Source organism: Nocardia sp. NPDC056100, assembly GCF_042266325.1.
GTDB lineage: Bacteria > Actinomycetota > Actinomycetes > Mycobacteriales > Mycobacteriaceae > Nocardia.
Genome location: NZ_JBHJVY010000003.1, coordinates 1,503,940 through 1,526,982, shown reverse-complemented (window position 1 = coordinate 1,526,982; position 23,043 = coordinate 1,503,940). Strand labels below are relative to the sequence as shown.

At 69.7% G+C, this 23,043-nt stretch carries 6 protein-coding genes (1 of these 6 only partly in view); all 6 read right to left on the bottom strand.

Annotated elements, in window-relative coordinates; genetic code table 11:
- Positions 1 to 148: 148 nt before the first annotated feature.
- The gene (locus tag ACFC0O_RS28820; protein WP_364640942.1) at positions 149 to 490 is read right to left on the bottom strand and encodes a hypothetical protein; all 342 of its coding nucleotides are present in this window, start codon (positions 488 to 490) and stop codon (positions 149 to 151) included.
- 23 nt (positions 491 to 513) lie between these two features.
- Positions 514 to 1,290, bottom strand: a complete 777-nt coding sequence (locus tag ACFC0O_RS28815) for an ESX secretion-associated protein EspG (protein WP_375963057.1) — start codon at positions 1,288 to 1,290, stop codon at positions 514 to 516.
- A 5-nt stretch (positions 1,291 to 1,295) separates the two neighbouring features.
- Positions 1,296 to 3,086 (bottom strand): WXG100 family type VII secretion target, encoded by a 1,791-nt coding sequence (locus ACFC0O_RS28810; RefSeq protein WP_375963055.1) that lies wholly within the window; start codon positions 3,084 to 3,086, stop codon positions 1,296 to 1,298.
- 77 nt (positions 3,087 to 3,163) lie between these two features.
- A complete protein-coding gene (locus tag ACFC0O_RS28805) occupies positions 3,164 to 4,717 on the bottom strand; it encodes a hypothetical protein (RefSeq protein ID WP_375963053.1) in 1,554 nt (517 codons plus the stop codon).
- Between the two features lie 49 nt (positions 4,718 to 4,766).
- Positions 4,767 to 5,036: a hypothetical protein gene (locus tag ACFC0O_RS28800; RefSeq protein WP_375963051.1), complete on the bottom strand. Its 270-nt coding sequence runs from the start codon at positions 5,034 to 5,036 to the stop codon at positions 4,767 to 4,769.
- 104 nt (positions 5,037 to 5,140) lie between these two features.
- Positions 5,141 to 23,043 carry the 3' portion of a hypothetical protein gene (locus tag ACFC0O_RS28795; RefSeq protein ID WP_375963049.1) on the bottom strand. 16,546 nt of this gene lie beyond the right edge of the window, so the window shows 17,903 of its 34,449 coding nt (coding positions 16,547-34,449); the start codon falls outside the window, past its right edge — the gene reads right to left on this strand; its stop codon occupies positions 5,141 to 5,143.

Below are 23,043 nucleotides of genomic sequence, written 5' to 3'. Positions count from 1 at the left end.
TATACAGAGCGAATATTCGGTGAGCTCATCAAAATCTGAGCGAATTCCAAACGCAAAGCGTTAACGGCGGGTGAGCGGCGGGTTATCTTCGCAGCTCGGATCGGGTTGCCACACTGGGGCTTTCGTCCGTTTCCGCCGAGGCATTGGCTCAAATGGGCCGCAGCCAGCTGTCCGGTTCGGTGTCGAAGTCCTGTTCCTCGATAATTTCCTGCCGGGTCACCTCCGACAGCGTAGGCAATCCGGTCAAGGCCAGCATCTCGGGCGCGAGACCGGCTGAACGCAATTGCTCGCGGCGCTGCGCACCGGCGCGCGCGGCGGACTGCTTGCACAACCGCAGCACCTCCGCCGCCAGTGCGGCCGGATCACCGCGCAGCTGATCGCGTTCCACGCTCACCGCGAGCGGCAGACCCTGTTCGGTGGTGCAGACGACCACCGCTCCGGTCCGTGAGGCGATGGTGAACTCGGTGGGGAACTGATCCTCCAGTTGCACTGGTACACCTTCTTTTTCGCTCGTCATTCATCCTCGATCGCGACGAGCACCTCGGCGATCCGAGCCTGCACCGTCGCGGTCATTCGCCGCAGGTCGGCGGGAGCCGCCACCCGCGGATGGTCACCGGTGAGCACATAGCGGCCGTCATCGACCAGATCGCGCCAGTCCACCCGATGCCGGGTGATACCGCGCGGGCCGAACCGGGAATAGCCCTGCACCACTTCGATCACGCCCCGGCTGACCGCCGGGGCGGCCAGGAATTCGGCGGCGCGGTCGATGACCGAACCGTCCATGGTCTCGTGCGCCGGAGACAGGCCGAAACCGTAGTCGTGCTCCTCGATATCGGCGGGCTCGGCCAGCACCAGCTCGGGACCGTGGCCCGGCGCGGTATCCGGCAGCACCGCCATCAATTCGGCCGCCAGTTGTGGCGCGTCACATGCGATGACATCGAAACCCGCACTGTGACTGACGGTTTCACCGGGTTGTTGTACGACCACGTAGCCGATATCGCCGCGCCGGACGCCGAGCAGGCGGATGCTGCCCTTGGGATCGGACGCGTCCCGACCGTCACGACCGCACACCTCCACCCGGACATCGGGTAGTGACAGGGTGTCGAAGATGTCCTGCCATTCGGGGTCGCGTTCGCGCAGATCGTCGCGGGTGCGCGCCAACTCCTCCACGTGCTCGCTCCACCGCCGGGCGCGACTGGAGAACAGCAGCGGCTCGGGCAGGAATTCCGCGCCGCGTTCCGCCCACAGCACCATGAACTCCAGATCGGTGAACGAGAAGGTTCGAAGCACCGAACTCAGCCCTCCACCACGGGTTTCGCCACGATCGGGGCCGCGCCCATGGCCTCCTCCAGATATTCGGTGGAGTCCAGGAATTCCGGTCGCTTGTGTTCCTTGCCCTGACCGCCCTGACCACCCGCGCCATGGCCGCCGCCCATCGGTGCGCCGCCCATACCGCCCATGGGAGCCGCACCGGCGGTGGCGATTCCAGCCCGCGTACCCGTCGCGATGGCACCCTCGACCTCGGCCGAGAGCGCGGCGCGCGGGAACAGTTTCGAGGTGAGCTCCTTCGGCGCGGACGCCGGGCTGACACCCGGACCACCGCCGCCGGGGCCGCCGCCGCCCTTGGCCAGATCCTTGGTCAGGTTGCTGAGCATATTGGGGATACCGGCCAGGGTGGAGCTGGGATCGGTCGTCTTGGCCTGATTCGCGGTCGAGGTCAGGCCCTGCAGGCCCTGTTGCAGGGCACTGGACAGCTGCGAGGCATCCGAGGAGCCGTTCGAACTCTGTTGCGAGGTACCGTCACCCGAGTTCTGGCCGGGATCCGTCGATCCCGGTCCGGACTTGCCCGGATCGGTCTTGCTCGGGTCCGTCTTACCGTTCGGGTCGGTCTTGCCGTTGGGATCGGTCTTGCCGGGATCGGTCTTGTTCGGATCGGTGCCCGGCGACTGTTTGGCGTTCGGGCCGGTGCCGTTCGGCTGCAGGGAGTTGGCAGGCAGGCTCGCCGCAGCCAGTCCGAGCTTGCTCTTGGGGCTGGTGCCGCCACCACCGCCACCGTCTCCGCCACCGCCGCCATCCGTCGTGGTCTTCGTGGCCAGCCCGGGCAACTGCGCCAGCGGGTCGATCAGATGCGGAATGGCGGGACTGCCCGCGATCATGCCGGTGACATAGAAGTTCTGAAAGGCCAATCGGGCGGCCTTGACGATCCGATCCTCGCGCTGCGGATGGTCGTAATCGAAATCGGTTGGCGCGCTGGGCATCCGCACCTTGGTGTTGTCCAGCCAGCCCGCCACATAGGTCAGATTGGCCGCCATCGCGCGCATATCGGCGGTGAGGCCGTCGGCCTCGGTCTTGAATTCCCCGGCCACGCGGCGCGCGGCATCTCCGCCGCGACCGCTCCAGCCGTTCTTCATTTCATCCAGCCGCTTGGTGAGCTGGTCGAAGCTGGTATCCACCTTGTCCGCGACCAATAGCCAGGTGCCACCGATATCGGACACCAACTGCGGATTCATGCCCGTGCCCGCCTGATGGAGCCAGACCCGATCCTTATCGTTCGGATTCTCGGGGTCGAGGGCGTCGTAATGGCCCTTCTCCTCGGCGATCTTCGCCAGGCCCCCGTTACCGTTCTTGCTGTCCAGCGGCGGGGCCGTCTCATCGTTCCACACCGGAATTTTGGTGTTGCCGACCAGTGTCGGGGCTCCGGGGGCCGGGTGCACCGTCGATTCATTCTTGAACCGGGTGAACATGGCCTTCGAATCTTCCTCTGTCGCTTTGTAATTGTTATCCGCCACGATCATGGTGTCGGCCATGGCCTCGACCAGGTCGATATACCGCTTCAGGACGGTGCCGAGGTTCTTGCCCTGCGTATTGAAGCGGTCCTGCAGATTCCCCGCCGACGGCAGAATCGCGTAATCGCCGAAGCCCTTGTGCTCGGTGAGCAATGGTTGATAGGTCAGCGCGATACCCAGCGTGTTCGCCACATCGGCGGCGATCTTGGCCGCCGCGGCGCCCGCCCCCTCGCTCAAATGCAGGGTGCCCCCGCGCGCCTGCTGGGCCAGCCCCCGCCACGGATTGTCTTCGTCACCCACGTTCCGCTCCTGCCCTCAGGGATTGGTCGAACCCTAATGCGCACCAATACAACTCAGCCATCATCAGAGCGATTCCTTTATGCGTGCCTGGTGCGGAAACGCTGCCGGAAACCGGGAAGATAGACCGACGGCGGGGTGGCCGAGGTCGCCGCCTCGACGACACCGTCATCCGCTATGTAGAACAATGCCCGCTGCACCGAGATCTCATTCGGATCCGCGGGGGCGTAAACGAGCCATCCGACCGGAAGGCGTTCCGCGCGAAGTTCATCCAGCGGGTAACCGGTCGTATCGAGGCCGGTCGCATCGATATAGCGCAGCACCTCGGCAATCGCCTCATCCCGCGGCAGTGGCTCCGGACCCGTGCGGGCCACCCCGGCCACGGTGAGCTGGTAGTACGCGCCATCGAGATCAGCTGTGCCGCCGAAGGTTTCGGCCAGCTGAGCGCGAGTGATATCGGCGCGCTCCGCTGCCTCGACATATGCGGTGACCGCATCGCGCAACGCATCGCCCGAATTGTCCGCGAGCAGACCGCAGATCACGTCCGTCACGGTCCCGGAGGTCCAGATGCCGGGAACGGCCGCGGCCAGCTCGGTCGCGCGCGGGGATTCGGCGCGATACCAGCGGCCGCGCTCCCACCAGTAGCAGAAGGTCAGCAGGCCACCGCTGGCGCGAGAGTTCAAGACCGAGTTGGCAACCCATTCCGGCGCGGCCGAATACAGCTGCGGTAGCTCGGTTCTGCCGTTGTACGCGGCCTCGAGTTCCGGGGCGTTCCAGACACCACCGGAAAGCACCGCGCGACCACCCGGCAGGGCGTACAGCGATGAGCCGGAGCGGCGCGAGCCCTCGAACCAGCCGAACGACGGCAGGACGCGCGGACCCCAATCCGAGCCGATGGCGACGAAGGCCGCGGCGAGCGCGGACCAACGCGCCCACAGCAGGTCGAAATCGGGGAAGTCCTGCTCGGAAACCGTTGGCAGCAGCCCGGATTCACGATCGGCGCGGGCCGAGACGGCAGCCTGCTGCGGGGTGCGGCCCTGCCGATTGCCGTGGTGCACATAGGCGGCCAGCCAGGTCGGCAGGCTCGCGCGCGGATACGCCGCCAGATCGGCCGCGTACTCCTGCGGTGCGAAAAGCTGATCATCCGGGAAGGGGTCGTCACCGTAGTCGTGATCGACCTCGAGCTCGCCCGCCGCGGTCAATGTCATCTCGAAGCGCCACCACGGGCCGTCGCCGAGTTCCGCCGAGACCGCGCGATGGGTTGCGACCAGGTTCAGCACCTCCGGGGAGGGCAGGATCCGGACCTGGCGTTGCCGATCATCGGAGTAGGTGATGCGGGACAGCTGGCCGGTCACGGTCAGCGCGAAGGCCGCGTGCACGGAATTCCAGCCGTCCGGGCCCAGGCTCATCAGCTCCTGCGCGATCCGGTGCGCCACACCCCTGGCTTGATCGGCGATATCCATCGCGCCGGGGGTGTCTGCCGGATCGGGGGTGATATTGAAGCCGACATCGGGGGCGGATTTCTCCGCATCCTCGACGAATTCGCTTTGCCCCGTGGAATTCTCGACGATATCGCCCGATTCGCTCATCGATGCGCCGATGACTGCTTCGCTGAACTCGTGATTCCTGGTCACGCGTAAAAAGTCCCCTCGACGGTCACACTCGAGACGGTGGCGCCCACGGCTATTCGCGCTCGGCGATCATTCGATCCAGCTCCGCGCGCCGCTGGGCGGCATTGGTGCCGTCCAATTGCCCGGCGAAGGCCCGGCGGGCCGCCGCTTCGAGCTCCTGCGAAGCGTTCGGGTACGCCGATCCGAGCTCCCGCAGCGCCTTCATGGTCTGCTGATCGAGGCCCGTCTCGGTGCGCAGGCCGCTACCGGACAACACCCGCCGCAGCATGCTGTCGAAATTGCGCTGCAACTGCTCCTTGCTCGGATGGCCGCCGTAGCGCACGTCCGTCCTCCTCGTTCGTCCGACCCAACCCTCAGCATCGCATATTCGAGCCAACCGGGCGGTTGCCGGAATCGGTCCAACAGGCGAACTACTCGATCGCCCGCTCACCCGAAAATCCCGCCTCGTCGCACCGGATCGGCGAGCACATCGCGAATCAGCAGACCCAGATCCGCGTCCGCGCCCACCGGTCGATAGCGCAGTTCACACTGCGTGTGCCCACCCGCGGAGACCACGAAACGAGTGAAGCCCTGAGCGGTGCGCTCCCAGCCGGCTTCCGCGCCCAGCTGATCGACCTCGATCTCCTGCTCCCCCACCCGCAGCACCAGACCGCGCGAGGCGCGATAGAAGACCACCTGGATGCCATCGCAGTCGCCATAGACGCCCGAGAGCGCGCCCGCCGCGACCGGCGCCGACTGCAACAGTCCGGTACCGGGATCGAAGGTGGCGAACTCGCCGTACCCGGAATGCGAACGGAGATAGATCATCCCGTTCTTCGCCGGGCCGCCGCCCGCACGCGGGAAGCGACGATCGCCGCGGCCGTTGCCCTTCGCGCCATTGCCCGCACCGGCCGAATTGCCCGGCGGCATCGCGGGTGAACCACCCATCGGTGCACCCGAACCGTTCTGCGCCGCGGCGCCATTCGCGGACGGGTCGCCCGGGGTCGCGCCGTGCGAGGTGCCGGGATCCGTGAGTCCGCCGGAGGTCGGGTCGAAACCCGGAGATGAGCCGGGGCCACCGTGCAGCGGTGTCAGGCCCGGAGCACCCGGACCGCCAGGATTCGCTTGGCCACCAAGGGATTCCAGCAGGCGGTTCACAGCCTCCGCCGGATCGTACTGCGGGGGTGCGCCATTCGGCGGAGGCGACGTGGACGGCAGCCCGCTCGACGGAGCTGGCTGCGACGGCCAGGCAGAACCCGGCGACTGGGATGAACCCGGCCAGCCGTACGGCGGGGTCGTGCCACCCGGCCACGAATCGCCCGGCCGACCATCGGCAGGCGGCCACGGCATCCCATCGGGCCAGCCCGCCGGGGGCTGCGATCCCGGCATCGGGCAGCCCGGAGGCCACGAATCGGTCGGGGGCCAGGGGAATTCCGGCGGCCAACCGGCAGGCGGATACGGGGCGGTCGGGGGCCAGGGCAGGCCCGGCGGCCAACCCTCCGGAGGCGTCGGAATATTCGGCGACACCGGGACTTCCGGCAGCTGCGGTAGCTGCGGCTGCGGAATCTCCGGTAGCTGCGGCTGCGGGATCTGTGGCAGGTGCGGCATCGACGGACCCCCGGGTCCGCCCGGCTGCGGGTACGGCTGGGGCTGGGGTTCCGGCTGAGGTTGCGGTTGGGGCTGAGGTTGCGGCTCAGGTTGGGGCTGCGGCTGAGGCTGCGGTTGCGGCTCGTCAGCAGGTGGCGGAGTCCACGGATACGGCTGCCGTGAAGGCTCCGGTGTGTACTCCGGCAGTCCATAGTCGGGTTCCCGATGCGGAACGTGAGGCAGATGCGACCGCACATGCGCCCAGTTCAACTCGGCTCGACGCCGCGCCCCCGATGAATCGGAATCATCACCATCCGACTCGTCCGAATCAGGTCCTGCGCCATCCGGATCCGAACCATCGGGATCCGAACCACCGGGGTCGGACCCATCCGGATCGGAACCATCAGGATCCGACCCCTCTGGGTCTGAGCCATCGGGGTCCGAGCCATCTGGGTCCGAGCCGTCCGGGTCGGATTCGTCAGGATTCAAGGCATGTGGGGTTGAGTTGTTCGGGTCTGCGCCGTCGGGATCCACGCCCGGGGAGTCCGGGTTGGAGGTGTCGAGGTTCGGACCCGTTGCGTCGGAGTCATTTCCGTTGTCGCGACCGGTGTTGTCGTCGCCGTTGCCGTCGTCCCCGGTGGCGGTGTCTCCGGGATGTCGGCCGCCGCCGGCTCCCGAACCGGAGTCATGACCGGAACCGGAGGGTCCCGGCTGCGAGTCAGCGTCGGCATCGGCTGCCTCGGTGGTGTTCGACTGCGGTGGAACGGGTTTGGCCGGGAGGCCGGACTCGGGGGTCACCGAGCGTTCCGGGGTGGGGTGCTCTTCCGGCGTGATCGGCGCGGGGGTGTCGGGGAGGAAACGGACGGCTCGGGCGCCGGTGAGGGTGCCTTGGATCAGGACCTGGGCGAAGTCGTCCTGGACGTAGATGGGCTTGAAGCGCCAGGCGGCGTCGGCGGGCGGGAGGCCGGTGGCCCATTCCAGGATGAGACCGTCGCGGCCCGCGAAAACGCCTGCGGTGACGCGGTTTCGGGACCAGGAGGTGGCGTCGCTCTGTTCGCCGAGGTGCGAGGTGTGGCCTTCGTAGTCCAGATCCAGGCTGCCACGCGGGGGCACCACCCCGGACAGGGCGGCGGTGTACGAGGGGTTCACCGAACCGTCCGGCAGCAGGCGCGGCACGCCCCGGTACAGCGGTTCACCCCCCTCGGGCAGGGTGCCCTCGAACAGCACGATCCCATCGTGATCAGCCTGCGGCGCGGCCTGCTCGACCACCGGAAGATCTTGCTGCGCAACCGGTTCGACCGCGTGCGGCTGCTCCGGTCGTGCTTGCTCGACCGCTGGCTGGACCGGTGCATCCGGCTCGACGGTTGCGGGCTGCGGCGCGGGATCCGCTTCCGTCCCAGAATGCGGCTGCGGCACAGCCTTTTCCGACGGGAGCGACTGTTGCGGGCGGCTCTGGTCGGCCGTCGGGGGCTGCTGGGGTCGGCCCTGATCAGGTGCGGGGAGCTGGTGGGCGGCCGGTTCGGAGGCCGGGCGCGGGGGTTTGGCTGCGCCGGGGGATCCGCCGGGTGGCTGGTGTGGGGGTTGGGCGGGCGCGGGGCTGCCGGAGGGGTCGGGGGGCAGGACGGCGGTGGTGGTGACGGTCAGGTCGCGGGCGACGGTGCCGTCGGGGAGGAGAGTGCCCGTGTCGTGGACTCGGACCCACTGGTAGTCGACAGTGATGCCTTGAGCCCGCAAGCTGTCTGCGAGATCGCTGCCGAGGACCTCGGACGGGTCCGAGAGCGGGGTCGCGACCAGGACTCGGCGCTCGGTGGCGAGCAGGCCGACACCCTCGCCGCGCGGCTCTGCTCCGGCAGCGGTGACTACGTCGTTGGCCGCGACCAGGGCGGCTCGAGTGTGTTCGTCGATCGAGCGCCGGTTGAAGGTGGCGTGCTGCTGGGTCTGGGCGGTGAAGGCGCTGCGGAGTTTGGACAGTTCGCCGGAACGCAGTTTGGCGGCGTCCCGTTCATACATGTAGGCCGAGAGCTGATGCCCCTGGACGCCGGTGCGGTCCATGACCTCCGCCAGGCGCACGGCTTCGGCGCTCAACACGGCGCCCACCGCGTTTTCCAGATCTTCCCGGTTCAGGCCCGTGGGATCGACCCCGAGTTCGCGCGCCACGCGTCCGGCTTCGGCCAGGGCGGTCTCAGCGCGCTCGGCCGCGGCCCGGGACTGCGCCTCATGGCCTTCGATCCGGGCTCGAACCTGCGGGGTCGTCGGCTGATGCACGCGGGCCGTTCCGGCTTCCCGCCAGCCGCCCGGGTGCTCCGGAACCGGCTGTGCCGCATGCGCTTCGGGCTCGGATGCCGGATCGGGCACAGGATGCGCCGGATCTCCGACGGGCTCCGCACCGGCCGGCTTCGCCGCGTGCGCACCCGACTCCGGACCGTTCACCACGCGCGGGTCGGCATGGGCCGGACCGGCACCGGGGTGCGTGGGGCCGCCCGGCTCGGCCGGGGTCGCGCCGCCATCGGATTCACCCGGATCCGTATCGGGACCGGTGGGAGGGTTCGGCGGCTCGGTCCCGTCCGAACCGGTTCGGTGTGTACCGGGTTCCAGGGCCGCGGGTGCCGCGTGGGTCAGCGGCGCGGCCGGGGACGGAGCGTGTTCGGCGACCCAGTCGACGAAGGCTTCGGCGCTGTGCAGTCGCTCTGCGGCGGAACGCAATTGCCGGAAAGCCTCGGCGGCGTCGCCGGTGCCGATCCGGATGGTTTTGCCCTCGAGCTCCGCCATGGCGCGGTCGAGTTGGTCGTGCGTGAGGTCGCGTTCGCTGGTGTTGAGGCCGGTGGTTTCGCGAAGGTTGGCGATGGCCTCGCGGAGTTGGGCGCGAGCGGTGTCGACGGCGCGGTGGGCGGCGGCCTCCGGGGTGTCGGCGGCGGCGCGGGCGGCGGCGTCCAGGCGCTGCTGTTCGGCCTCCCAGCGCGAAACCCGGTCCTGGGCGCGGATGTGGTGTTCGGCGGCGTCGGCCAGTTCAAGCCGGGCGCGCTCGGGAGCGGACAGGCTGGGGCGGTGGGCGTCGCCGACCTCGGCGCGGGTGGCGCGGATCCACTCGCGGGTCAGATCGTCCGCGCTCAGCGATCGATCGAAGGCGAGCAGGGTGTCGCGGAGCGCGGCCGCACCCTCCAATTCGATTCGCGCGTTGGAGAGTTCACGCTGTGCGGTCTGTTCGGGCGTCGCGCCGTCACGGTAGGCGGCGACGGCATCGTCCTGGGCGGTGGCGAGGAATTCCTGTGCCAGCCGGTAGTGCTGCGCGGCGTCGCGCACGGGGATGAGGTCATCGGTCCAGACATCGGCGCGCTCGTGCGCCAGCCGCGACATGCGGTCGACCTGGTCCAGCACGCGGTCGACACCGAGCCGCGCCAAACCCGGATCGGCCGCGATCACCGCTTCGAGTTCGGTTCGCGCGGAATCGACTTGGCGTTGCCACACGTCCACGGGTGTCTCATCCGGACCGGCGGTGGCGTCGACCGATCGTCGCAATGCCGACTCCAGATCCGTCACCCGCGTTTCGGCCTCGGAGTACGCGCGCGCCGCGTCGACCAGATCGGAGATGCGCTGCTCGTGGCCCGGCAGCGTGCCCGCCTCGGCGGCGGTACGGGTACCCAGGTAGTCGGCGGTGCCCGGCATGCGCTGCGGGGTGAGGTCACTCGCGCGCAGTGGGCGATTGTCCTCGAGGTACATGCGCCCGACGGCGTAATCGCGACCGTCGCCCGCCAGCATCAGGCGCTGCCGCGCCTCGGCGAGTTCGGTCGCCAATTCTCGCGGCGTGCCCACCGGCGGTTCGGGTTCGGGTGGGGTGGTGAGGTCGTGATGCTCGGCGGCCAGGCGCGCCAACTCCCGGATATCGGCCGCACGTGCCTGGACCTCGGCACGCATGGTCTCCAGGACCTGCTTGAATTCGGCGGCTTCGAGCCGCTCATGCTTATCGATCTTGCCGTCGCGGTAGTACTCGTACACCTCGGCGTAGCGCGCGTTGCGCACCTTCTCCACCAGGTCCGACAGCTGATCGGAGGTCAGCGCCCTGCGCGGATCCTCGACACCGGCGCGGTAACCCTCGTACGCCTGCTCCGGGGTGCCGCGCTCGAGGGTGTTCAGCACCTCGGCGAACTGCGCCGGGGTCACCCAGTCGTGCAGTTCCTTGGCGTGCTTGGTGTAGAGCCGGACCTGTCGCTCGACATTGTCGATCTCGAAGCCGAGCAACCGCGACCGCACGCTCGCGCCCTCCGGCGGCGAATCGGAGATCTTCGGCTCGCCAATGGATTCGGCGGGTAGCCCACGCAGCAGCTCGGGCGATCTCCCGTCATGGTTCGGCAGCTCGCCATCGGCCACGCGCGGATCACGGAACGGATCGAAGCGCATATTCTGCCGGAACGGATCGAGATCGCCGATGGTCCGCACGTATTCGGTGAGCCCGGCGAGCAATTGCGGCCGTTCCGCGGTGCGGTGCAGCAGGTTGTTGATCGCCTCCAGCATCGCCTTCGGACTGGTGGACTCCGCGTCCGGTGCGTAGCCGATGACCTGCCTGGTCGCCTTGTCGATCTGATGCTTGTGCGCGTACAGCTGTTCGGGCGGTATCCCGAGCCGCTCCGCCAGCCGATCACGCGCCGCGAGTATCACCGAATCCTCGACTCCGGACTTGGTGATCGCCTCCGCGTAACCGAGCAGATCCTCGACGGCCTGCAATCGCCGCGCATGCCGGATGCCGGGGTCCGCCAGCGCCTGCGCCACGGTCTCGGGCGTCATCACGTCCGGATCCAGCTTCAGGCGATGTGCGAGATTCTTCAGCGTGCGGTCGAGGTCGTGGAAGCTGTCGATGGCATCGCTGGCGCGGATGAAATCCGCCATACCCTCGATCTGCCCGGCGCGCAGTGCGTTGTCCTGCTCCAGTCCGGCGATCGTGCGGGCGAGGTTCTCGCCGAGATCCATGGTGTAGATGCTCAGGCGTTTGGCCACCGCATTGCGCTCCTCGCGCACCACATCCGGATCGCGCGGGACCGCCGCCTCGCTGCTCGGCGCGGAATGCGGCTCGAGGGCAACGTGTTCCGGCTGCACGACGCGCCAGGATCCGTCGCCGTCCCGCAGCAGCAGGGCGGGAACACGATCGCCCTGGGCATTCAGCTCGTGATAGAACGCGTCGGGCGCGGCGACGGCGCGCACGAACGGGCCGTCCTGGGTCAGGCCGATCGAGCGGTAGAACAGTTGCAGCTCACCACGATTGAGCTGCGCGCCCAGCTCGGGATGCGCGGCCAGGGCGGTCGCGAGGCCGACGTCATGGTTGGTGTCGCCGCGAATGACCACCAGCCGGTTCGGGTCGCCGGGATGGGCACCCGGGACCACGCCGAGTCCCGGCTCGAGCTCGATACCTCCGTGCGCGTCCAGCCAGGCCCGGGCAATGCCCTCGGACACGTCGGTCGCACGCGCCCTGGCTTCGGTATCGGCGTGCACGAAATCATCGACAGCGGAAGACAGTTCACCGAGTTGGTCGTAGCTGTCGCGCAGTCGCATCCGCAGATCGGCAATGGTGTGCGCGATGCCTTCGGGCGTCTCCAGGCTCGTCAGCGGGACCTCGAGCAGCTGTGCCCAGTTGGACCGCTCATCACGAATCTGGTCGCGCTTGAGCGCGGTCTCGAAGAGCGTGCCCGAACGGCTGTCGGGCCGCTCGTGATCCAAATCGTCGAAGTGCCTGGCCCATTCGCCGCCGTTGTTCGTGCCCAGGAAGTCGAGCGCGGTGACCGGTGGTTGCCGGGGACGCCATTCGAGCGAGGTGTCATCAGGATCGACCCCGGCGAGTTCCCTTCGGCGCGCGGCCTTCTCGTCCTCGATCGCCTGCGCGTCCACCCGATGGGACTCGCGCACGTATCGGCCGAGCGGATCCTTGTCGAAGAAGCTGACCTCGCTGTACGGGACCGCCTGATGCTGTTCATCGAATCGGAGGGCGGCATCGCGCAGGGCATCGATCGCACCCGCACGCCGGATGAGCTGAGCGGTCTCGGCCTCGACCAGCTGCCGCAGGCTGTCATGGTCCAGGCCGGTCACCTCGATGCGCTGCGCGCCGGTGATCCGCAGCAGATCGGCCAGCGCGATATCGCGGGCGTCGAAGGCGGCGGCGAGCGGTTCGGGCACCGACGCGCCCCAGTCCGTCACGCGCCTCGGCTCCGGGAGCGTGGGCTCCGCGGGCGGCAGCGCGGCCCGCTGTTCGGCGGCCTCCGCGAGATAGTCTGCCTCGGTAGGCATTTCGGCCATGCGGAGGGATTCCTCGACCTCGGCCCGCAGCTGCGGATCGGCTTCGGAGTACCAGGGCTGATACTCCTCGCCATCGCGCATGTACATGGGGACCGCATCCGCCGAGATGTCGTGCACCCGGCCGATCTTCTCCGCCAGCCACGGCCAGTAATCCACCAGTGGCAGATGCTCGCGCTGCTTGACGAGAGTGGCCAGCTCCTTCCATACGCGCGGCGGGTTGAGGTCGTCGTGCTCCGCGTCGAGGTGTTCGAGTTCGTGATGGTGGATCTCGGTGCCGAAACTCTTGCCCACACTGATGAAGAACTTCTTGTCCTGGCTCGAGCCGGACGGGTACTTCGGGGTCTGATCCTCGAATCCGTGCATGAGGCGACGCCACATGCGGGTGAGCAGCTTCGGCCGCGGCGCGGCCGCGTCGGTCTTCGGCACCGGGTGCGACGGCAGATCGGGGCGCGTGGCCAGCTCGACGCGATGGGTGCCGTCCGGGCGCTCGATGATGCGCACGTGCACCCGGTTGCCGTCGGCCTCCAGCACCGCGCGCGGACCGTCCGCCGGGTGGTACAGGGTGGCGGCGACCAGGTCCGCGACATCGGCTGCGCGGCGCAGGGTTTCGGCGCGCAGCTCGCGCACGGCGGTATCGAGCAGCTCCGGTGTGGCGACGCGCTCCGGGTCCACACCGAGGCGACGCGCCCAATCGTCGCGATCCGCGGCGTGCAGCGCACGGGCCTCGGGATCGGTCTCGGACTCGTGGCGTAGACCGGCCTGTTCCAGCGCCTCGATCCCGCCAGCGCGCAACAGGTTTCGGAACTGGAGGTCACCGGCCACCTCGGACAGGCGCGGTGGGGTCAGCTCGGCATCGGACAGGCCGAGCCGCCCGGCGATCTCCGTGCGCAATTCCTCGAGCGAGAGCGCGCGCGGCTCCGCCTGCGGTGCGGGGCGATTCGCCTCGGCCCACGGGGCGAGCGGAAGGTCGCGCAGCGTCTGCCCCGGTCCGGGCAGCGGCTGAGTCTCGGCCTCCGACAGCTCCGGGCGGGGCTCGGAACTCGGGAGTTCGGGGCGGGTGGGGGCTTCCAGCTCGGCGGTGGCGCTGCGGTCGTCCAGGCCGAGGGCGCGGCGCTCACTGTCGATGGCGCGCAGTTCTTCCGGCGCGACCTCGGTCCGCCAGTACCGCTCGCCGCCGTAGACCTCTTCCAGCGAGAGCGGCCGGAAGGCGTCCCGCCCCATGGCCGTTGGCTGATCGCCCCGTTCCGGGTCGCCGAAATGCTCACGCGCCCGCGCCATTTCGGCGATCTCCCAGAGCGTTGCGAGCGGATCACCGTGCCGGGTGAGCGCCTGCCCCAACCCGAGATCCTCGGCGAGCTGACGCACATACGCATCCCGCTCGGGCGACCGCACCGGCGATACCGGTCCGACCTGCGACTCCCGCAGGAAGTCCGCCACCGCCCGCAGCGCAGGCGAGGCGGCCACCGGATCCACCGGGTGCACGACCGCACCCGCGGTGGGCTGGGCGGGCAGCTCCATGGTCTGCGTCTGCGCCGTATGCGGATCCACCTCGGCCTCCGGCACCGGCGCGGGAGCCGCCAGCGGATCGCGCACGGTAGCCGCCACCGTCGCCTCATGGGTCGCCTCATGAATCGGGGTGGCCTGCTCCCCCGCCGATCCCGCGCGCGGATCAGCCTGTGCACGACCCTGATTCGGATCGACCGGGGTGGCCGGGGCGCTCTCGGGCGGCTTGGGCCGCCCGGTCCCCAACTCGCTCGTCGCCGAGCCGGAAGTCTTGGGCTGCGGGGACGCGGCTTCCCCCGCCGGGGCCGCCGGGCGAATGGGGCCCGGGCCGGAACTCGGGGACCCACCCGGGGTCGGGTCGTCCGGCGGTGCGGTGGGGCCGGTATCGCCCGGGTCGGTGGGATCGGACGAATTGTGCGGCCCCTCATCGGGATCGGAGGGCGAGGGGGTGCGAGGGGGCTTGTTCGGCGGTGTGCCGTCGCCCGCACCGCCTGCTTCGGGCTCCGGGGTGTGCGCGGTATCGCCGCGATCCGCGAACGCGATGCGTGGATCGACCGGCTTCGTGGCGGGTGCGGATTCGGACTGCGGGTGCGGGGTGCGGGCCGACTCGGAGGTGGGGAGCGCGGGACTTTCGTTGTGGTTGGCGAAGGCGATTCGGGGGTCGAGGGGCGGGGTGGGGGCGTGGGTGGCCACCCAGTCGGAGAAGGCTTCGGCGCGGTGGAATCGTTCGGCGGCGGAGCGCAATTGGTCGAAGGCCCCGCCGGGGTCGGCGGTGGCGTTGAGGATGATGGTGCGGCCCTGCAGGTCCTGCATGGTGTGGTCGAGCAGGGCCGGGGTGAGCAGGGATTCGTCCACGTTCAGGCCGGTCGCTTCGCGGAGGTTGGTGATCGCTTCGCGGAGGGCGGTGTGGGCGGCGTCGTGGGCGCGCTGGGCCGCCGCCTCGGGGGTGTCGGCGGCGATGGCGGCGGCGGCCTGCTGGCGGGATTGTTCGGCTTCCCAGCGGGAGACGCGGTCCTGGGCGCGGTGCTGTCGTTCGGCGGCATCGGCGAGGTCCAGGCGGGCGCGGTCGGCGGCGGGGAGGTTGGGGCGGTGCGCGTCGGCGAATTCGCGTCGGGTGGCGTCCACCCAGTTCGGGGTGAGGTCGGCGGTGGTGAAGGGCAGGCCGATCAGCGCCGCGTCGCGTAAAGCGTTGGCGGCGAGCAGCTCTCGCTGCGCATCGGCGAATTCGCGGCGGGCGGCCTGTTCCGGGGTATCGGCGGCGCGGGAAGCCTGGACGGCGTCGGCGTGGGCGGCGTCGAGGTTTTCCAGCGCGTGCTGATAGCGGTGTACGGCGTCGCGCAGCGGGATGAGGTCGTCGGTCCAGACGTCGGCCTGGTCCAGCGGCATGCGGGACATGCGGTCGACCTGATCGACGACCCGATCGAATCCGGCGCGCGCCAGGCTCGGGTCGGCGTCGATCAGCGCTTGCAGATCGGTTCTGGCGGAATCCAATTGGCGCTGCCAGACATCGACCGGGGTCTCACCGGCGGCCCGCGCACTGTCGACCGCCTGTGCCAGTGCCGCTTCCAGTTCGGTCACCCGCGCCTCGGTGCGCGTGTAGTCACCCGCTGCCGCGACGAGATCCGCGATGCGCTGCTCATGATCCGGCAGCGTCCCGGCCTCGGCGGCATTGCGGGTGCCGAGATAGTCGGCGGTGCCCGCGATGCGTTCGGGGGTGAGGTCGCTGTCCTGGATCGGCCGGTTGTTCTCCAGGTACATGCGGCCGAGAGCGTGCTCGCGGCCGTCCCGCGCCAGCTCGAACTCGTGCCGGGCGGCGGCGAGATCCGTTGCCAGCTCGTCCAGATTCCGTTGCGGCGGTGTGGGTTCCGGCGGCCGGGTGAGCCGGTTGTGCTCGTCGGCGAGCCGCTCCAATGCCGTGATGTCGGCTTCGCGGGCGGCCACCTCCGCGCGCATGGTGTCGACCGCCTCGGCCAGCTTCTCCGGGGTGAGGCGCTCATGCTTGTCGATCTTGCCGTCGCGGTAGTACTCGTACACCTCGGCGTAGCGGGCATTGCGGACCTGATCCACCACATCGGTCAGTTCGTCCGGACTGAGCCGCTTGTTCGCGTCGGGGGTGCTGTCCCGGTAGGCATCGTAGGCGGCCTGCGTATCACCGCTTTCCAGGATGCGCAGCACCTCGCCCAGCTGGTGCGGGCTCAACCGATCGTGCATTGCCCCGCCGTGCTGCTCGTAGAGCGCGACGGTGCGCGGGATATTGCCGAGATCCACGCCCAGCAGTCGCGACCAGACGCCCGCCGCCTGCGAGGGGTTGTCGGAAACCGGTGGCTCACCGATGGATTCGCTCATGAGCGCGCGCAATAGCGCCGGTGCGTCGCGATCGTGGATCGGCACCTCGCCGTCGGCGGCGCGCGGATCGGCGAACGGATCGAAGCGCAGATTCTGCCGGAACGGATCGAGTTCGCTGAGCGCGCTGACGTATTCGCCCAGTGCGGCAAGCAGTTCCGGATTCTCGCCGGAGCGATGCAGCAGATCGTTGACCGCGTTCAGCAGCTCCTTGGGGTTGGTGCTCTTCGGATCGGGCGCGTAGCCGACGACCTCGCCCAGCTTCTTGTCGACCACGTGCTTGGACGAGTACAGCTCGTCCGGTTCCACACCGAGCCGGTGCGCGAGCCGATCACGCGCGGCCAGCACCGCACCGGAATCGACGTTGTCCCGCAACACCTTCGCGTAGTCGAGCAGGTCTCCGAGCGCTTGCAGGCGGCGCACCTGGCGCATGCTCGGATCGGCCATCGCCTCGGCCAGTCGCTTGGGCGAGAGGTTCTCCGGGTCGAGGCCGAGTCGATGCGCCAGATTCTGGAGCGTGCGATCCAGGTCGTGGAAATTATCGATGGCGTCGCTGCTGCGGATGAAGTCCGCCATGCCCTCGATCTGCGCGGCGCGCAGCGCGTTGTCGTGCCGCAGCGCAGCGATGGTCTCCTCGAGGATCCGGCCCGGGCCGAGGTCCATGCGATACACCGACAGCCGGGCCGCGACCTCGTTGCGTTCGGCGCGAACCACATCCGGGTCGCGCGGAACCGCGGGCTCGGTGCTCGGCGCGGGGTGCGGTGCGACCGGATCGGAGGTCGCCTGCACCACCCGCCACGGGCCGTCGCCATCGCGCAGCATGAGCGCGGGCAGGCGCTCGCCCGCCGCGTTCACCTCCTGGTAGAGGGCCTGCGGTGGTTCGCGGTCCATGATGTGGAGTCGGCCGTCATCGTTCAGGCCGACCACGCGGTAGTCGAGTTGGAGGTCACCGCGATTGAGCTGTGCGCCCAGATCGGGACGGGCGGCGAGGGCGTCTGCGAGGCGGACGTGGTGGTCGATATCGCCGCTGATGACGACCAGCCGGTTGGGCGCGCCCGGATGCTCACCCGGGTACACCCCGACGCCCGGCTCCAGCATGACGCCGCCCTGCGCATCGAGCCAGACATGCGCGGCGATATCGACCAGCTCGCTCGCGCGGGCCCGCGCCGCGCCCTCCAGTTGCTGGAAATGATCTGCGGCAGCGATGAATTCGCTCAGCTGATCGACGCTGTCGCGCAGGGCCATGCGCAGATCGCCGAGGGTGTGCCGGAGCTCGTCCGGGCCGAGCCCGTCGAGCGCCTCACCGATCAGCTGCGCCCAGTTGGAGCGTTCATCACGGATCTGATCGCGCATGAGCGCGTCCTCGAAGAGCTGGCCCTCACGGCGCGAGGAGAGCTGCTCGTCCGGATCTTCGAAGTGCCTGGCCCATTCGCCGCCATTGTTGACCCCGACCGCGTCCAGCAGGGAGGCGCGCGGTTCGCGGGGGCGGAACTCGAGTGAGTCGTCGTCGGGATCGGCTCCGGCCTCCTCGCGGCGGCGCTGGGCGCGCTCCTCCTCGATGCGGATCGATTCGGCGAGCCGGGTTTCGCGGACGTAGCGGCCCAGCGGATCCTTGTCGAAAATGCTGACCGGGCTGTACGGAATGCGCTCGTCTTCGACATTGAAACGAGTCGCCGCGTCCCGCAGCGCCTCGATCGCACCCGCGCGGCGCATGAGCTGATAGGTGGCCTCGTCGACGGCGCGGCGCAGCGTGGCGGGGTCGGCGTCGGGCAGGTCGATGTGCAGCTGGGCGGCTGCGCGCACCAGATCGGCGAGGGCGGCATCGCGCGCTTCGAGAGCCGAGACCAGCGGCTCCGGCAGGTTCGGCCCCCAGTTCCGCTCACCCGGGGATTCCAGGCGCGGGCGCTCGGCATCCGGCAGTGCACGGTCCGGGTTCGGGTGACCGCCATCCGGATTCGCTTCGTCGGCGGCGATTCCGGCGTAGTCCTCCTCGGTCGGGAGGCCCGCCAGGCGCAGGCTCTCCTCGACCTCGGCGCGCAGCACCGGATCGGCCTCGGTGTACCAGGGCTGGTACTCCTGTCCGTCACGGGTGTGCATGGGGACCACGTCGGCGGAGATCTCCGCGATCCGGCCGGTGAAGCGCCACAGCACCGGCATGCGTTCGCGGTCCTGGTAGATGGTGGCGATTTCCTTGGCCGCGCGGACGGGGTTGAAATCGTCGTCGATATGGGCGAGGAAATCGTTGTGGATGAGATCGCCCAGGCCGTGCGTGAGGTTGACCTGGCCCTTCTTATCCCAGCCCGAACCGGAGGGGTATTTCGGGGTGTCGGCGTGGTAGCCGCCCATCATGCGCTGCCAGATGCGGCGCAGCAGACCGGGACGCTTGGCTACCTCTACCGCCTTGGCGCTCACCGGTTTCGGGAGGTCGGGGCGCTGGACCGCCTCGATATGCCTGGTGCCGTCGGGGGATTCGGTAATGCGGACGTGCACGCGATCGTCACCGGCCGCGAAGACCAGGCGGGTGCCGTCCTCGGCGTACGGATTGTGGAAGGTGGCGGCCATCAGGTCCGCGATATCGGCTGCGCGACGCAGGGTTTCGTCGTGCAGCGCGGCCAGGGTGGCATCGCGGCGGCTCGGATCCAGGCTCTGCGGATCGGTCACGCCGAGCAGGCGGGCCCATTCGTCGCGATCGGCGGCCAGGCGGGCGCGTTCGCCCGGATCGGTGGCCTGGTCGTAGTGCCGCATGGCGCGGTCGAGGGCGTCGATCGCACCGGCGCGCAACGCGTTTCGGAACTGGAGTTCACCGGCCACATCGGGCAGCTGGGACAGGCTGCGCTGCTGATCGGTGAGGCCGAGGCGGTCGGCGATCTCGGTGCGGAGCTGGTCGAGGGTGAGTACGTGCGGGTCATCGTGCGACATATCGCGAGGCACGCTGGACCAGGGTTCCAGCGGCAGATCGCGGCGCGGTTGACCGGCGGGCTCCGGACGGTTCTGCGGGAACTGCCCCGCGTCTCGCTCCGCCGGGCCGAGCTTGCCGAGATCGTCCGAGCGCATCGACACCGGCGGGCGTCCCTGATCCGGATCGCCGAAATGCCCGCGCGCACGCGCCATCTCGGCGATTTCGCGCAGCGAGCCCAGCGGATCGCCATGCCGCCGCATGGCCTCGCCCAGCCCGAGATCATGCGCGAGCTGCCGCCCGTACGCCTCCCGCGCCGGATCGCGCGGACCCGCCATCGGGCCGGGAGCCTGCCGCAGGTGATCCCCCAGTGCACGCAGCGCGGGCGAGGCCACCGCCGGATCCACCGGGTGCTGATGCGCGGGCGCGGATACCTCCGCTGCCTGCGTCGGCGCGGAATGCGGTTCCGTCCCAGTGGAATTCGCGGGTGCGACCGCGCCCGGATCCCGCACGGTGACCTCGGCGGTCGCCGGATGCGCCGGTCCGGCCTCCCCGTGATTCGGAACCGTCGTCGCCTCACTCGCGGGCGCACCGAGATCAACCGTCGGAGCCTCACTCGGCGGCACCGCGAACTTCGACGTATCGACCTCAACCGTCGGAGCCTCACTCGGCGGCACCGCGAACTTCGAGGTATCGACCTCTACGGTCGGCGCTTCCGAATCGGGGCGAGGGTAGTCTGCCCACTCCACGCGCGGATCTGTCGGCGGGGCCTCGGCATTCGGTTGCGTCGGATAATCCGCCCACTCGATACGCGGATCCGTCGGCGGGGCTTCGGCATTCGGCGGCGTCGGGTAGTCCGCCCAGTCGATACGCGGATCGGTGGGCAGCTCAGCGGTTTCCGACTGTGTGCGATCTGTGGCCGAGGTGTCCGAATCGGTGTCGGGGCGAGCGGCGGCACCGGTGTCGGAGGGTCCGGAGTCCGGTGGGCCGTCGGGGCGCGGACCGACCGGGGGCGCGGAATCGTCGCCGGGGTCGGGGCGGCCGCCCGCGTGCTCCCAGAGGAAGTCGGCGCGTTCGGCGGCGATGCGGGCCAGATCCTCGGCTGCGTCGGCCTGGAAGCGCGCCCAGCTCTCGGTCGAGCTGCCGGGCTCGCTCGCATCCGCGATCTCCCGCAACCATGCGGCATGCTCGGCGTCCATCCGGGCGCGCCAATCGGCCTGCACCGCGAGCTGATGCTTGAGCCACGGCGAATCGTCGGGCCCGAAAGGCGCGGCGGGGACCGGAGTCTCGCCCGGCGGCTCATCGCCCCCGGCCATACCCGCCTCCGGCTGCGGATCCGTCGGCGACGACGCGTCATCGTCCCGAGCCGAACTGCCGGGTTCACCCCCATCGGCCAATTCCCGGACCCAGGCGTCGTGCTCGGCGTCCATTCGCGCACGCCATTCGGCCTGCACGGCCAACTGCTGTTCGAGCCATGCCGAATCCCCGGAGTCGAAAGCTCCCGCAGCAGGCGGAGTCTCACCCGGCGGCTCATCGCCGCCCGCCATACCCGGCTCCGGCGGCGAGTCCGTCGAGGCACCATCCTGTGGCCGTGGGTAATCCGCCCACCGCGCACGGGGATCGGCGGGCGCGGACTGACCGGCCGCGGGATCCATACCCGGCTTCGGACCACCCGGTCGCGCGGGCGAGGCCCCGCCCGGATCGGAACCCGGCGGTGTACCGGGCTCCTGCGGCGGCACCTCACCATCGGGCGGCGGCGGGTAGTTGCCCCACTCCACCCGCGGATCAGCGGGACCTTCCGGATCGGGACGGGTGTAGTCGGCCCACTCCACACGCGGATCGGTCGGCGTGGTCTCCGGATCCGGGCGCGGGTAGTCGGCCCAGGCGGCGCGCGGATCGGTCGGCGCGGTCTCCGAGTCCGGGCGCGGGTAGTCGGCCCAGGCGGCACGGGGGTCGGTGGGTGGGGTGGCGGGATCCGGGCGGGGGTAGTCGGCCCATTGCGCGCGGGGGTCTGTGGGTGGGGTGGGGTCGGGGCGGGGGGTGAGGTTGTCGGCGACCCAGTCGGCGAAGGCGTCGGCTCGGTGGAAATTCGCTGCGGCGGAATGGAGTTCGGTGAAGGCGGCGACGGGGTCGCCCTGGTCGACGCGGACCGTGCGGGATTGCAGGTCGGCCATGGTGTCGGCGAGGAGGGCGGGGGTCAGGTCGGCTTCGGAGGTGTGCAGGCCGGTTACTTCTCGGAGGTTGGTGATGGCGTCGCGCAGGGCATCGCGGGCGGTGTCGCGGGCGCGGTTGGCGGCGTCGGTGACGGGTTCCGCCGCGACGGCGGCGGCGGATTCGAGGCGGGCCAGTTCCGCCTGCCAGCGGGAGACGGTGTCGCGGGCGCGGTCCACTCGATCTGTGGCGGCGGCTATTTCGGCTCGGGCCTGCGGATCGTTGGGGCGGGGGCGGGAGGGGTCCTGGCCGTCGCGGCCGATACCGGTGACATCGCGCAGGATTTCGGCGGTGCGGAGGTCGAATTCGGCATCGGTCAGGGCGCGGCGCGCGGTGTCGATCGGCGTCTCGGCGGCGCGGAAGGCGTCGACGGCGTCGGATTGCGCTGCGGCCAAACCATTCTCGGCCAGGTGCACGCGTCGGGCACCGTCGACGATGTCCTGTATGCGGTCATGCCAGGCGGCCTGCTCCTCCACCGGCAGTCGCCGTCCGGCGACCTCGTCGATTGCCGCGAGGTAGTTGTCGGGTGTCAGGTCGGCGGGGTCGAGCGGCAGGTTGCCGATGGCTTCGCGGAGATCGGCGTGCGCCCGCTCGAGTTCGCTTCGCCACGCCTCGATCGGCGTCTCCGCCGGATTCGCGGACTCCGAAACCGCTGTGTCCAAAGCGGATTGCAGCTCCGCCACGCGGTCGGTGAGCCGGTTGTGCTCCTCGGCGGAGGCCCGCAGGGCTTCCACCCGCTGGTCGAGCTGCGCCTGCGACGTCCCCACCGGTTCCCGGGTGCCCAGGTAGTCGAGGGTGCCGTTGAGTCGCCCCGGCGTCAGATCGGAATCGCCTATGGCGCGCACCGGATCGGCCGGAATGCGGGCGAGGTCGTAGTCCCTGGTGGTGCGCGCACCGTCGAGATCCGCTCGCGCCCTGCCCAATTCGGCGGCCAGCTGCCTCGGATCGGCCGCATGCGGCGCGGGCGCGGGTTCGGTGAGGGCGTTATGCGCGGCGGCCAGTCGCTCCAGCTCGTTGATATCGGCGGTGCGGGTCGCGACTTCCTCGCGCAGCTTGCCCAGCACCTCGTCGAGCATCTTGGGCGTGAGCCGCTCATGCTGATCGATCCTGCCGTCGCGGTAGACCTCGTACACCTCGGCCCAGCGCTTGGGATCGCTGCCCAGCTCCACACCCAGCAGTCGCGACCACGCGTCGGTGGCCATGGACGGCGCGTCCGAGGTCTGCGGCTCGCCGACGCGGTCGGTCATCAGGCCGCGCAGCGATGCGACGTCCGTCGAATTGTGAATCGGCAGTTCACCTTCGGCGACGCGCGGATCCAGGTTCGGATCCAGGCGCAGGCCGTCGGTGAACGGGTCGATACGGTCCAGCGCACCGACGTATTCGGTCAGCGCGGCCAGCAGGTTCGGCCGGTCGCCGGGCCGATGCATCAGATTGGCGATGGCTTCCTGCAGCGCCGGCGGGTGAATGCCCTTGGGATCCGGTGCGTAGGTGGACAGATCCTTGCTGTGCTTCTTGGGGAACAGCTCCTCGG